The sequence below is a fragment of the Sinomonas sp. genome (assembly GCF_051955515.1).
In the GTDB taxonomy this organism is placed as follows: domain Bacteria; phylum Actinomycetota; class Actinomycetes; order Actinomycetales; family Micrococcaceae; genus Sinomonas.
This window is the reverse complement of the sequence record NZ_JBQCGQ010000219.1, coordinates 1-12299: the sequence shown is the minus strand read 5'-3', so window position 1 is coordinate 12299 and position 12299 is coordinate 1. Positions and strand designations below refer to the sequence as shown.

General features: G+C 68.5%; 14 protein-coding genes. 13 read left to right on the top strand and 1 reads right to left on the bottom strand.

Annotated elements, in window-relative coordinates:
* The first annotated feature begins 139 nt into the window (after window positions 1-139).
* The 7 genes from ACTHL9_RS13065 to nusB all read left to right on the top strand — a co-directional run bounded on the left by ACTHL9_RS13065 (window position 140) and on the right by nusB (window position 5504).
* Window positions 140-1039 (top strand): shikimate dehydrogenase, encoded by a 900-nt coding sequence (locus ACTHL9_RS13065; protein ID WP_440519665.1) that lies wholly within the window; start codon window positions 140-142, stop codon window positions 1037-1039.
* 26 nt (window positions 1040-1065) lie between these two features.
* Entirely contained in the window at window positions 1066-2265 is a 1200-nt protein-coding gene (gene aroC, locus ACTHL9_RS13060; protein ID WP_440519664.1) for a chorismate synthase, read from the top strand.
* The gene (locus ACTHL9_RS13055; RefSeq protein WP_440519662.1) at window positions 2262-2834 is read left to right on the top strand and encodes a shikimate kinase; all 573 of its coding nucleotides are present in this window, start codon (window positions 2262-2264) and stop codon (window positions 2832-2834) included. Before aroC ends, ACTHL9_RS13055 begins: the two co-directional genes overlap by 4 nt.
* Window positions 2818-3942 (top strand): 3-dehydroquinate synthase, encoded by a 1125-nt coding sequence (gene aroB, locus ACTHL9_RS13050; protein WP_440519661.1) that lies wholly within the window; start codon window positions 2818-2820, stop codon window positions 3940-3942. The genes ACTHL9_RS13055 and aroB overlap by 17 nt, the downstream gene beginning before the upstream one ends.
* Window positions 3939-4448 (top strand): tetratricopeptide repeat protein, encoded by a 510-nt coding sequence (locus tag ACTHL9_RS13045; protein WP_440519660.1) that lies wholly within the window; start codon window positions 3939-3941, stop codon window positions 4446-4448. The genes aroB and ACTHL9_RS13045 overlap by 4 nt, the downstream gene beginning before the upstream one ends.
* Window positions 4449-4530: 82 nt before the next feature.
* Window positions 4531-5094 (top strand): elongation factor P, encoded by a 564-nt coding sequence (gene efp, locus ACTHL9_RS13040; protein ID WP_440519658.1) that lies wholly within the window; start codon window positions 4531-4533, stop codon window positions 5092-5094.
* Window positions 5094-5504 carry a transcription antitermination factor NusB gene (nusB, locus tag ACTHL9_RS13035; protein ID WP_440519657.1) on the top strand — a complete coding sequence of 137 codons (411 nt, stop codon included), beginning with the start codon at window positions 5094-5096 and terminating at the stop codon, window positions 5502-5504. The genes efp and nusB overlap by 1 nt, the downstream gene beginning before the upstream one ends.
* Before the next feature lie 37 nt (window positions 5505-5541).
* Here nusB and ACTHL9_RS13030 read toward each other — a convergent pair whose 3' ends face one another.
* Complete coding sequence (locus tag ACTHL9_RS13030; RefSeq protein ID WP_440519655.1) at window positions 5542-6717, bottom strand: PrsW family intramembrane metalloprotease; 1176 nt, start codon at window positions 6715-6717, stop codon at window positions 5542-5544.
* 150 nt (window positions 6718-6867) lie between these two features.
* Here ACTHL9_RS13030 and pyrR point away from each other — a divergent pair, with 150 nt between their 5' ends.
* The 6 genes from pyrR to ACTHL9_RS13000 form a co-directional block, all read left to right on the top strand.
* Window positions 6868-7524 carry a bifunctional pyr operon transcriptional regulator/uracil phosphoribosyltransferase PyrR gene (pyrR, locus tag ACTHL9_RS13025; protein WP_440519654.1) on the top strand — a complete coding sequence of 219 codons (657 nt, stop codon included), beginning with the start codon at window positions 6868-6870 and terminating at the stop codon, window positions 7522-7524.
* On the top strand, window positions 7521-8492 hold the full coding sequence (locus ACTHL9_RS13020; RefSeq protein ID WP_440519652.1) for an aspartate carbamoyltransferase catalytic subunit: 972 nt from the start codon (window positions 7521-7523) through the stop codon (window positions 8490-8492). The genes pyrR and ACTHL9_RS13020 overlap by 4 nt, the downstream gene beginning before the upstream one ends.
* Complete coding sequence (locus ACTHL9_RS13015) at window positions 8489-9844, top strand: dihydroorotase (protein WP_440519650.1); 1356 nt, start codon at window positions 8489-8491, stop codon at window positions 9842-9844. The genes ACTHL9_RS13020 and ACTHL9_RS13015 overlap by 4 nt, the downstream gene beginning before the upstream one ends.
* The gene (locus ACTHL9_RS13010; protein ID WP_440519649.1) at window positions 9844-10353 is read left to right on the top strand and encodes a PH-like domain-containing protein; all 510 of its coding nucleotides are present in this window, start codon (window positions 9844-9846) and stop codon (window positions 10351-10353) included. The genes ACTHL9_RS13015 and ACTHL9_RS13010 overlap by 1 nt, the downstream gene beginning before the upstream one ends.
* A 12-nt stretch (window positions 10354-10365) precedes the next feature.
* Complete coding sequence (gene carA / locus ACTHL9_RS13005) at window positions 10366-11568, top strand: glutamine-hydrolyzing carbamoyl-phosphate synthase small subunit (protein WP_440519667.1); 1203 nt, start codon at window positions 10366-10368, stop codon at window positions 11566-11568.
* Window positions 11568-12299, top strand: a 732-nt coding sequence (locus ACTHL9_RS13000) for an ATP-binding protein (protein ID WP_440519647.1), incomplete at its 3' end; no start/stop codon positions are given. The genes carA and ACTHL9_RS13000, both read left to right, overlap by 1 nt.

Below are 12299 nucleotides of genomic sequence, written 5' to 3'. Positions count from 1 at the left end.
CGACGGCGAATGACTACCTGTTCTGGGTCACGGTGAACCTGGACACGGGGGAGACGAAGTTCGCCAAGACCTACGCCGAGCACCAGACCTACGTGGCGCAGTACCAGCAGTGGTGCAACGCCAACGCCGGGAAGTGCCAGTGACCGCACCCAGGCGTCGGGCTGCCGTCCTCGGCCACCCGATCGGTCATTCACGCTCGCCCGCCCTGCACGCAGCTGCCTATGCGGCGCTGGGGGAGGACATCGAGTACGGTGCGTTCGATCTGGTGCCGGAGCAGTTGGGCGACTTCGTGGCTCGAGTCCGCTCGGAGTCGGGATGGTGCGGCCTCTCGGTAACGATGCCGCTCAAGTCCTCGCTTGTCCACTACGTCGACGCACTTTCTGGCCACGCGCTCACCCTCGGTGCGCTCAACACCGTAACCTTCGAGCACGCCGGACCGAGCCGTGAGCTGCGGCTCGTGGGGCACAACACGGATGTCGGGGGGATCGTCGAGGCGTTTCGCCACGCCGGGGTCGTCCGCGCGCACCGTCCCGTCGTCGTCGGCGGCGGGAACACGGCCCTGGCGGCGGTCGCCGCCATCGCCGATCTGGGCGCAGACTCCGTGCTCTTCCTCGTCCGCTCGCCCGAGCGCACTGGCGAGGCCGTGGACCTGGCGGCGCGGCTCGGGCTCGCCGTCCGCATCGAGGGTATCGACGGCGGCGTCGCAGCCCTGCGCGCGGCCGACGTCGTCGTGAGCACCCTTCCGCCCAGGGCGGCGGACACGCTCGCGGCGAGCCTCGCGGATGGCGATGAGCGGAGAGTCGACGGCCACGCCGATGGCGTCGACGGCGTTCTGCTGGACGTCGCCTACGACCCTTGGCCCACTCAGCTCGGACTCGCGTGGGAGGCGCGCGGCGGCAGAGTGCTTCACGGACTCGAGATGCTTGTCTATCAGGCTGTTGAGCAGATCGTGCTCTTCACAGGACGCGAGGACGCCCGGCAACTCGATGTCATAGATGTGATGTGTAACTCAGTGGGCCTCCCGCAGCGCACGCGCTAGTGGGGCCCCGTGGCAGGATGGATGGCATGTTGCGTTGGTTGACCGCCGGGGAGTCGCATGGTCCGGCACTCGTGGGAATCGTCGAGGGGCTTCCGGCTGGCGTCGAGCTGACCAGTGAGGATATTCGGCGTGCCCTCGCCCGGCGGCGGCTCGGCTACGGCCGTGGCGCGCGCATGAAGTTCGAGCAGGATCAGGTCACGATCCTCGGCGGTGTCCGCCACGGCCTCACCCAGGGCGGGCCCGTTGCCATTCAGGTTGGCAACACGGAGTGGCCCAAGTGGGAGCAGGTCATGGCCGCGGATCCCGTGCCTGCCGACGAGCTGGAGGGCCTGGCACGGAACGCTCCGCTCACTCGGCCCCGGCCCGGGCACGCAGATTTCACGGGCATGCAGAAGTATGGCTTCGACGAAGCGCGTCCGGTCCTCGAACGGGCCTCCGCGCGAGAGACGGCCGCCCGCGTGGCGCTCGGAACCGTTGCCGCGAACTTTCTCCGCCAGCTCGGGATTGAACTGGTGAGCCACACGACCCAGATCGCGGGGGTTGCGGCCCCTGAGGACGCGCCGCTCCCTCTCCCGTCCGACGTGGATCTCCTGGACGCCGACCCGCTGCGCTGCTTCCACCCTGAAACGTCCGCGACGATGGTCGACGAAGTCGACGCGGCGCACAAGGAGGGGGAGACCCTCGGAGGTGTCGTGGAGGTGCTGGCCTACGGGCTGCCGCCTGGCCTCGGAAGCTACGTTCACTGGGATCGCAGGCTGGATGCGCGCTTGGCCGGTGCCCTTATGGGCATCCAGGCGATCAAGGGCGTCGAGGTGGGCGACGGTTTCCGGACGGCAGCCCGGCGCGGCTCGCAGGCCCATGACGAGATCGTCCGCGACGACTCGGGCAAGATCGTCCGCTCGACGAACCGCGCCGGCGGAATCGAGGGCGGGATGAGCATTGGCGACGTCCTCCGGGTGCGCGCTGCCATGAAGCCCATTGCCACCGTTCCCCGTGCCCTGGGCACGATCGACATCACCACGGGCGAGGCGGCCAAGGCCCACCACCAGCGCTCGGACGTCTGCGCGGTCCCGGCCGCCGGGGTCGTCGCGGAGGCGATGGTGGCCCTCGTCCTCGCGCAGGCCGTGCTCGAGAAGTTCGGCGGCGACTCCATCGAGGAGACGCGGAGGAACCTCGAGGCGTTCCTCGAGCACATCCCGACCGCGATGGATTCGGTCATCCGATGACCTCTGGCGTTCCGGACCTCGGAACCGGCCAGTCCACGGTGGTCCTCATGGGGCCGATGGCGTCCGGCAAGTCGTCGGTCGGCGCCGAGCTTGCCCAGCTGCTCGGCGCGGACTTCGTCGACATCGACGTCCGCGTGACGAGTGCCCATGGCCCGATCCCAGAGATCTTCGCAGAGCGCGGGGAGGAAGGCTTCCGGGACCTCGAGGCGCAGGCAGTTGCGGACGCGCTGACCGAGGAGCATCCGCGGGGCGTCGTCATAGCGCTCGGCGGTGGCGCGGTGCTGCGTGAGGAGACCCGGGCGCGCCTTGCCGGCCATCAGGTCGTCTACCTCGAAGTCGCGTGGGAGGACGTCGCGTCGCGCCTCGCCGGGAGCGAGGACCGCCCACTCCTGCACGGCGAGGCGGAGAAGAGCTGGCGCGAGCTCATGGACCGCCGTCGCCCCGTCTACGAATCCGTCGCGACACTGCGTGTTCACGCGGCGGGAGGGACGGCTGCCCAAGTCGCCCAGACCGTCGCAGACCAGTTGTCCCCAGTTCAGAAGGAGCTGTCGCGTGAGCGACGACACTGATACCAGGACCCCCAGCCAAGACACCGTCATCAAGGTCACGGGCGAGCAGCCCCATGAGAACTATGACGTTGTCGTGGGGCACGGCCTCCTCGGGCGCCTGGGGCCCATCCTCGGAGAGAGGGTCCAGCGGGTCCTCGTGATCCATCCACGTGCCCTGCGCGCCACCGGAGACGCGGTCCGGGATTCGCTGGCCGCCGACGGGTTCACCGCACTGACGGCGGAGATCCCGGACGCCGAGGAAGGCAAGCACGTCCAGGTCGCGGCCTTCTGCTGGCAGGTCCTCGGCCAGAACGACTTCACCCGCTCGGACGCGGTCGTGTCCGTGGGTGGCGGCGCCGTAACCGATCTCGCTGGCTTCGTCGCGGCGACGTGGCTGCGCGGGGTGCGGGTGGTCCACCTGCCGACGAGCCTGCTGGGAATGGTCGATGCGGCGGTTGGCGGCAAGACGGGCATCAACACCGCCGAGGGCAAGAATCTCGTGGGCGCCTTCCATCCGCCTGCTGCGGTGCTCGCCGACCTCGGCGCCCTCTCCACGCTCCCGCGGAACGAACTCGTCTCCGGCCTCGCCGAAGTCGTGAAGTGCGGGTTCATTGCCGACCCCGCCATCCTCGAACTGATCGAGCGCGATCCGGCGGGCAGCACGGATCCAGGGTCCGCTGCGCTGCGCGAGCTCATCGAGCGCGCCGTTGCGGTGAAGGCAGAGGTCGTCTCGAGCGACCTCAAGGAAAGCGGCCGCCGGGAAATCCTCAACTACGGGCACACTCTCGGCCACGCCATCGAGCTTGCCGAACGCTACCAGTGGCGCCACGGGGCCGCGGTGAGCGTAGGCATGATGTTCGCAGCCGAACTGGCGCGAAGCGTCGGCCGACTCGACGACGCCGTGGCCGACCGTCACCGCAGCATTCTCGAGGGACTCGGCCTTCCGACCTCGTATCGCGGCGACCGCTGGCAGGCGCTCCTCGACGGCATGCGCCGGGACAAGAAGTCCCGCGGAGACCTCCTGCGCTTCGTAGTGCTCGACGGCGTGGCGCGGCCCGGGATTCTCGAGGTCCCCGACACCTCGCTCCTCTTTGCCGCATATCAGGAGATCGCGGAGATTTCCGCATGATGATCGACCGCCGCGAGTGGCCCGACGCGGGCTTCCCGGGCATCGCTGTCGATCCCGAGACGCTCAACGCCGTCGTCGTGGACGAGGAACGCTGTGAGGCAGCGCTCGAGGCGAGCGGATCGCTCGAGGACCGCGCCGTCGTCGAACTCGCCCGCGGCCACGTGAGCGAGGCCGCCGAACTCATCGTCGAAGCGCGGTACAAGGACCCGGAGTCGTTCCACCTCAAGATCCTCGAACTCGATGTCATGCGCCTGGGGAATCGGAATGACCGCGCACTCGAGCGTGCACGCCAGATCCTCTCCGAGGTGAAGGGAACGCCGCGAGAGGCCACGGTCCAGCAGTATCTGGGCAAGATCCAGTTCACCCGCGCACAGTTCGCAGCCGCCGAGGAAGCGTTCGCGAAGGCGCTCGAACTCCGCGTCGCCGCTGCGGCTGATGCGAGCCTCATCTACACGAGCACCGTGGCCCTGGGTCGCGCGCGCGAGGAGCGCTACGGCAGCGCCTGACGCACGCGGGTAGACTGGACTATTGATTTCCGCGTGACAACCGCCCGACGCGCGCAGACAAGAGCAGACAAGAGAGGGATACGTGGCAACGACCAACGACATCAAGAACGGGACCGTGCTGAAGATTGACGGCCAGCTGTGGAACGTCATCGAATTCCAGCACGTCAAGCCCGGCAAGGGTGGCGCGTTCGTGCGCACCAAGATGCGCAACATCACCTCGGGCAAGGTGGTGGACCGGACGTTCAACGCCGGCGCCAAGATCGACACCGCCACCGTGGATCGCCGCGACTACCAGTACCTCTACAAGGACGGGTCGGACTTCGTGTTCATGGACACGCAGGACTTCGACCAGATCCACCTCTCCACCGAGGCCGTCGGCGACGCCGCCAACTTCATGCTCGAGAACCAAGAGGTGCTCATTGCCCTCAACGAGGGCTCCCCGCTCTACATCGAGCTCCCGCCGAGCGTGACCCTCGAAATCACCTACACCGAGCCGGGCCTGCAGGGCGACCGTTCGTCCGCCGGCACCAAGCCGGCCACGCTCGAGACCGGTTATGAGATCCAGGTTCCGCTCTTCGTCGAGACGGGCACCAAGGTCAAGGTGGACACCCGCGACGGCAGCTACCTGGGACGTGTCAACGACTAGTGAGCGCCCGCGGCAAGGCCCGGAGCCGGGCCCTCGACATCCTCTTCGAGGCTGAACAGCGCTCAGTTGCGCCTTCCGAGGTGATTCAGCGGCGGTTGGAGAACACCGACCAGCAGATCAATCCGTACACGGAGGAAATCGTGTCCGGTGTGATCGCCAAGCAGGGCCAGATCGACGAACTGCTGCGCACGTACGCGCAGGGGTGGACGCTCGAGCGGATGCCCGCCGTCGACCGGGTCATTCTCCGGATCGGCACCTGGGAGCTTCTCTTCAACGACGACGTCCCCGACGGCGTTGCCGTGAGCGAGGCCGTTGCCCTCGCACGCACGATGTCCACGGACGACTCTCCGGGGTTCGTCAACGGTCTGCTGGGCCGCCTGCAGGAGCTCAAGCCGACGCTGCTGGCCTGAATCCAGGCTGGTACAGACCATCACGAAGCGGGCAGGTTCAGGGAGCGACGACAACATCCCTGAGCCGGCCCGCCTCGCGTAGTAGCTCCTGTTCCGCCACGAGGTAACCCGCGAGATCGCGTCCGCTCACTGCCCTTTGGCGCGTATACGCAAGCTCGGTCGCGACCCGGATGAACTGCCGCATGGCGGAGGCTCGACCACGCGAGGCGGCCCAGCGTAGGCCCGCACTGCGGCCTCTGGGGGTTGCGAGCATGTCCACCTCGAGCGGTGTGAACCACCCGGCGCGCGCATATTCGGAGAGGCGCCGGTGCGTCAGGCGCGCGTCGGCACGCCGCAGCAGGTATACGCCGCCGATCGCCGCGCAGAACAGGGGAACCTGAACCGCGGCGTAGACGAGGAAGAAGCTGCTGCCCGCACTGTTCCACAGGTGATGGAGCAGCATGGCGGGCACGAGGCCCACGAGGAACGCGACGAGCCCCAGGCCCGCGTTCCAGCGGCGTGCGGCGAACCCCACGATGGCTCCGAGGGTGCCGGTGAACATCGCGTGGGCGAAGGGGGAGAGGATGCCGCGCAGCATGAAGACCACCACGAGGCCCGCCGGCGAGCCTTGGCTCTCGGCGAAGGCCCTGCCGAAGTAGAGGATGTTCTCGGTGAAGGCGAAGCCGGCGGCAATCGTCATGCCGTAGACCACGCCGTCCACGGGGCCGTCGAAGTACTTCCGCGCCGCCAGGAACAGCACCAGCAGGCCAATTCCCTTAGAGAGTTCCTCGACGAACGGGGCCTCGACCGTCGCGAGGAACTCCCTTGTGGCGTCCCGGCCCGCCCCGGACGGGGCGAAAGCAGCCATGAAGACGGGCTGAGCCAGCGTCGTGGTGGCGACAGCGACGACCGCGCCCCACGCTAGGCCGAAGGCCAAGAGGCGCTTCGGCTCCGGCTCCCACCGGTCCACGATCGCCACCGTGCCGAGCACGATCACGAGGGGAACGAGCGAGAGGACGAAGCCGATCGCCAGCCCTCCGCTTCCCGTGGATGAGAGGAGAAAGGGCACGACGAGCGCGAGGCCCGCGAGGACGAGCACGGCACCTGAGAGCAAGAGTGCGCGGAGGCCGGCGGTGTCGCTCTGATGTGGAGGCTGCACGGGGACGTTCCAGACTGCGCTTGGAGGCGGGCCGGGGCGGCTCGCCGGCGGCGGCCATGGAGCGTTGCTCGTCATTGCACCAACATAGCCGCGTGCGCAAGCCCTTTCCGTGTAGCGCGCACCACACGGCGCCGAGGCGACCGGACGGGCTGTGATAGCTTTGAAGGCGGTTCAGCCTTCACTTCCTTTTAATTCCGTCCTGTGAGGCGGGGAAAGGGGTCTGCCATGGCATCTGCCGCAGCAGACGGGGAAGCGACTCGGACCGCTGCCCGGACGCACGCGCCCTCGGGCCGCGTTGTCCTGAGCGCAGCGGATATCGACCGCGCCCTGACGCGCATTGCGCATGAGATTCTCGAGGCCAACAAGGGCTCGGAAGACATTGTGCTTCTCGGCATCCCACGCCGGGGGTATCCCCTTGCCGTGCGGCTCGCCCGCAAGCTTGCAGCCGCCGATCCGACGGTCGTGGCCGAGCAGATTGTCGGGCAGCTCGACATCACGATGTTCCGGGACGACCTCTCCCGACAGCCCACGCGCTCGCCATCGCCCACCAGGCTCCCCTCGCAGGGAATCGACAACAAGGTCGTGGTGCTGGTGGACGACGTCCTCTATTCGGGCCGCACCATTCGCGCCGCGCTCGATGCCCTGGTGGACCTCGGACGCCCGCGGATCGTCCGTCTCGCCGTCCTCGTGGACCGCGGGCACCGCGAACTGCCCATCCGCGCCGATCACGTGGGGAAGAACCTGCCTACGTCCGCGGTCGAGAAGGTCCGTGTACGGCTCGCGGAAATCGACGGCGAAGGCGGGGATCCGGAATTCACCGAGGACCACGTGGCCATCGAGGCACCCCGCGATGAGGACTCGGCCGAGGAGGAGATCCAGTGAAGCATCTTCTCTCGACGAGGGACCTGACCCCTGGGGACGCGATCCGTATCCTCGACACTGCCGAGGAGATGGCCGCGGTCAATGACCGCGAGGTCCGCAAGCTGCCCGCCCTTCGCGGCCGGACCGTCGTCAACCTCTTCTTCGAGGACTCGACGCGGACGCGCATCTCGTTCGAGGCGGCCGCCAAGAGGCTCTCGGCGGATGTCATCAACTTCGCCGCGAAGGGCTCCTCGGTCTCGAAGGGCGAGTCGCTCAAGGACACGGCGCAGACGCTGGAAGCGATCGGTGCTGACGCCGTCGTCATCCGCCATTCCGCGGCCGGGGCGCCGCACCGGCTCGCCATGACGGACTGGATCAACGCGGCAGTCGTCAACGCGGGCGACGGAACCCACGAGCACCCCACGCAGGCCCTCCTCGACGCGTTCACCCTCCGCCGGCACCTCGCAGAGGTCGCAGGGACACCGTCGACGGGTGCTGATCTGGCTGGCGCCCACGTCGTGATCGTGGGCGACATCCTGCACTCGCGCGTGGCCCGGTCCAACGTCTGGCTGCTCACGACGCTCGGAGCGCGGGTCACGCTCGTGGCGCCGCCCACCCTGCTGCCGTTCGGCGTCGAGCAGTGGCCGTGCGCGGTGAGCTACGACCTCGACGAGGCCCTCGCCGAGGCACCGGACGCCGTCATGATGCTGCGCGTCCAGGCCGAGCGCATGAATGCCTCCTACTTCCCGTCCACGGCGGAATACTCCCGGCTCTGGGGCCTGGGCGATGAGCGGTTCGCCCGCTTCTCCGCGCCCGAGTTCAAGGACACCGTCATCCTGCACCCCGGTCCCATGGTGCGCGGCCTCGAGATCTCCTCGGTGGCCGCGGATTCGGACCGCTCCCAGGTGCTTCGCCAGGTCGCCAACGGCGTGTCCGTCCGCATGGCCGTCCTCTACCTGCTCATGTCCGCAAAGGAGTCCACGCGATGACCGCCTCGAACGCCAGCCCGAGCCCTGCGGCTGCTCCCAGCTATCTCGTCCGCGGCGCCTCCCTCTACGGCGGCGATCGCACGGACCTCCTCATCGAGGACGGGCGAATCGCCGCCGTCGGGTCGATCACCGCCCCCGCCGGCGCCTCTGTGGTCGACGCGGACGGCCTCGTGGCCCTGCCGGGCCTCGTCGATGTCCACACCCATCTCCGCGAGCCGGGGCGCGAGGACGCCGAGACGGTCGAGACCGGGTCCCGCGCGGCGGCACTCGGGGGATACACGGCGGTCCACGCCATGGCGAACAGCAACCCGGTCGCGGATACGGCCGGCGTCGTCGAGCAAGTGCACAGCCTCGGTCGGCGGGCCGGCTGGGTCGACGTCCGTCCCGTGGGAGCGGTGACGGTGGGTCTTGCCGGCGAACAGCTGGCCGAGATCGGGGCGATGGCAGATTCGGCCGCTCGCGTGCGGATGTTCTCCGATGACGGCATGTGCGTATACGATCCCGTGCTCATGCGCCGCGCGCTCGAGTACGTCAAGGCGTTCGACGGCGTCGTGGCCCAGCACGCCCAGGAGCCGCGCCTCACCGCTGGCGCGCAGATGAACGAGGGCGCCGTCTCGGCGGTGCTCGGCCTCCCGGGGTGGCCCGCCGTCGCCGAGGAGAGCATCATCGCGCGCGACGTGCTGCTCGCCCAGCATGTGGGCTCGCGCCTCCATGTCTGCCACGTCTCCACCGCCGGGTCGGTCGAGATCATCCGGTGGGCGAAGTCCCGGGGCATCAACGTCACGGCCGAGGTCACGCCCCACCACCTCTGGCTCACCGACGAGCTCGTGCGCAGCTACGACCCCGTGTACAAGGTGAACCCGCCGCTGCGCACGCAGGACGACGTGGAGGCGCTGCGGGCGGCCCTTGCCGACGGCACGATCGACGTTGTCGGCACCGATCACGCACCGCACCCGAGCGAGCACAAGGAATGCGAGTGGGCCCAGGCCGCAATGGGCATGACGGGGCTCGAGACGGCGCTATCGGTAGTCCAGCACACGATGGTCGAGAGCGGCCTCATGGATTGGCGCGCGGTGGCGCGGGCCATGTCAGAGGTGCCCGCGCAGATTGGCCGCGCCGGCGATCAGGGCCGTCCCCTCTCCGAGGGGGAACCGGCCAACCTCGTGCTCGTCGACCCCGCCGCGCGCTGGGTGGTCAACCCCTCGATTCAGGCCACGAAGGGCCGGAATTCGCCGTTTGCCGGGCGCGAGCTCCCAGGCCGGGTGGTGGCGACGTTCTTCCGTGGGCACCCCACGGTGCTCGGGGGTGCCCTCAACGAGCGGTATCCGCAGGCGGCGGTGGCGGCTCGCTGATGGACTACCTGCTGACGGCGCTCACGTCGGTCATCCTCGCCGTCGCGCTGCTTCTGCTCGTCTGGCTGGGTTGGCGGGCGCGGAAGCGACGACAGTCTGATATCGCCGCGCCATTGCCTTTCCCCGAGGCTCCGGGCCGCGAGCGCTTCCGCGTGGAGGGCCAGTACGTCGCGACGACGGCGGCGGGGGACTGGCTGGACCGGGTCGCCGTGCATGGGCTCGGCATCCGCACGCGAGCGGACGCAGCGGTGTACGACGGCGGCATCCTCTTCGATAGGGCAGGCTCCGGGCCGCTGTGGGTCCCCGCGGCGGACCTCGCGGAGGTGCGCCTCGAGAGCGGGATGGCCGGAAAGTTCGTGGAGCGGGATGGGCTGGTAGTGGTCGAGTGGCGTCTGGGGGAGAAGCCGGTGGACACCGGGTTCCGGACCCGCAGGCCCGACGACAAGAGTTCCCTGGTGGCAGCAATCGAAGACCTCATGAGTGCAGGGCGCGCTCAGGAAGAAGAGTGAAGAGTGAGTGAGATGACGAACCAGGCGGCCAAGCTGACCAGGGCTGTATTGGTGCTCGAGGACGGACGGATGTTCCGCGGCCGCAGCTACGGTGCCGTGGGCACCACGCTCGGCGAGGCGGTCTTCGCGACCGGCATGACGGGCTATCAGGAGACGCTCACAGACCCGTCCTACGCGCGGCAGATCGTCGTCCAGACGGCCCCGCACATCGGGAACACCGGCGTCAACGATGAGGATCCCGAGTCGCGACGCATCTGGGTCTCCGGGTATGTGGTCCGCGACCCGGCTCGCCGTCCCTCGAACTGGCGCTCTGAGGGCAGCCTCGACGACGAGCTCGCCCGTCAGGGCGTGGTGGGCATCCAGGGCGTCGACACCCGGGCCATCACCCGCCATCTCCGCGAGCACCGGACGATGCGCGCCGGGATCTTCTCAGGAGAGGCCGCCGAGCGCAGCGACAAGGAGCTCCTCGACGAGGTTCTCGCGAGCGCCGCGATGGAGGGCTCGCGCCTCGCCGAGGAGGTGAGCGTGGACGAGGCCTACGTCGTGGAGCCTGCCGACCACGGCTGGGATGGCGAACCCCGCTTCGCCATCGCCGCCGTCGATCTAGGCATCAAGTCCATGACACCCCACCGTTTCGCCGAACGCGGCGTGCGCGTGCATGTCCTGCCGGCGGGCTCGACACTCGACGACGTGAAGGCCGTCAACCCCGACGGGTTCTTCATGTCCAACGGCCCGGGTGACCCCGCCACGGCAGACGTCCAGGTCAACCTGCTCCGCTCGGTGCTCGACGAGCAGATTCCCTACTTCGGAATCTGCTTCGGAAACCAGATTCTGGGCCGCGCTCTCGGCTTCGGGACCTACAAGCTGCGCTACGGCCACCGAGGCATCAACCAGCCAGTCATGGACCGCCGGACGGGCAAGGTCGAGATCACGTCGCAGAACCACGGCTTCGCCGTTGACGCGCCGCTGGACGGCCCGACGCCGGCACCCGAGTCCCGCTACGGGCGCGTCGAGGTGAGTCACGTGAGCCTCAACGACCAAGTGGTCGAGGGTCTGGCCTGCCTCGACATCCCCGCGTTCTCCGTCCAATACCACCCGGAAGCGGCGGCCGGCCCGCACGACGCCGCGTACCTGTTCGACCGGTTCATCGACCTGATGGAAGAGCAGCGCCAACTGGACCAGCAGAAGACTTCTCAGAGCGAGGAAGCGAAGTAATGCCGAAGCGTACAGATCTCAAGAGCGTCCTCGTTATCGGTTCCGGCCCGATCGTCATCGGCCAGGCCGCCGAGTTCGACTATTCGGGCACCCAGGCCCTTCGTGTCCTGAAGGACGAAGGCCTCCGCGTGATCCTGGTCAACTCGAACCCGGCCACGATCATGACGGACCCCGAGTTCGCGGACGCGACGTACGTGGAGCCCATCACCCCCGAGGTCGTTGAGAAGATCATCGCGAAGGAGCGCCCGGACGCGATCCTTCCGACCCTCGGCGGGCAGACCGCCCTGAACACCGCCATCGCCCTCGACAAGAACGGCGTGCTCACGAAGTACGGCGTCGAGCTCATCGGCGCGAACATCGACGCGATCGAGCTCGGCGAGGACCGCGAGAAGTTCAAGGGCGTCGTGGAGCGCTGCGGCGCCGAGTCCGCGCGGAGCCAGATCGTGCATACGATCGACGAGGCGCTCTCCGCCGCCGAGTGGCTCGGCTACCCGCTCGTGGTCCGTCCGTCCTTCACGATGGGCGGCCTAGGCTCCGGTTTCGCGTACACGGAAGAGGACCTCCGCCGCATCGTCGGCCAGGGCCTCCTCTACAGCCCGACCACCGAGGTGCTCCTCGAGGAGAGCATCCTCGGCTGGAAGGAGTACGAGCTCGAGATGATGCGCGACAAGAACGACAACGTCGTGGTCGTGTGCTCGATCGAGAACTTCGACCCGGTCGGCGTCCACACC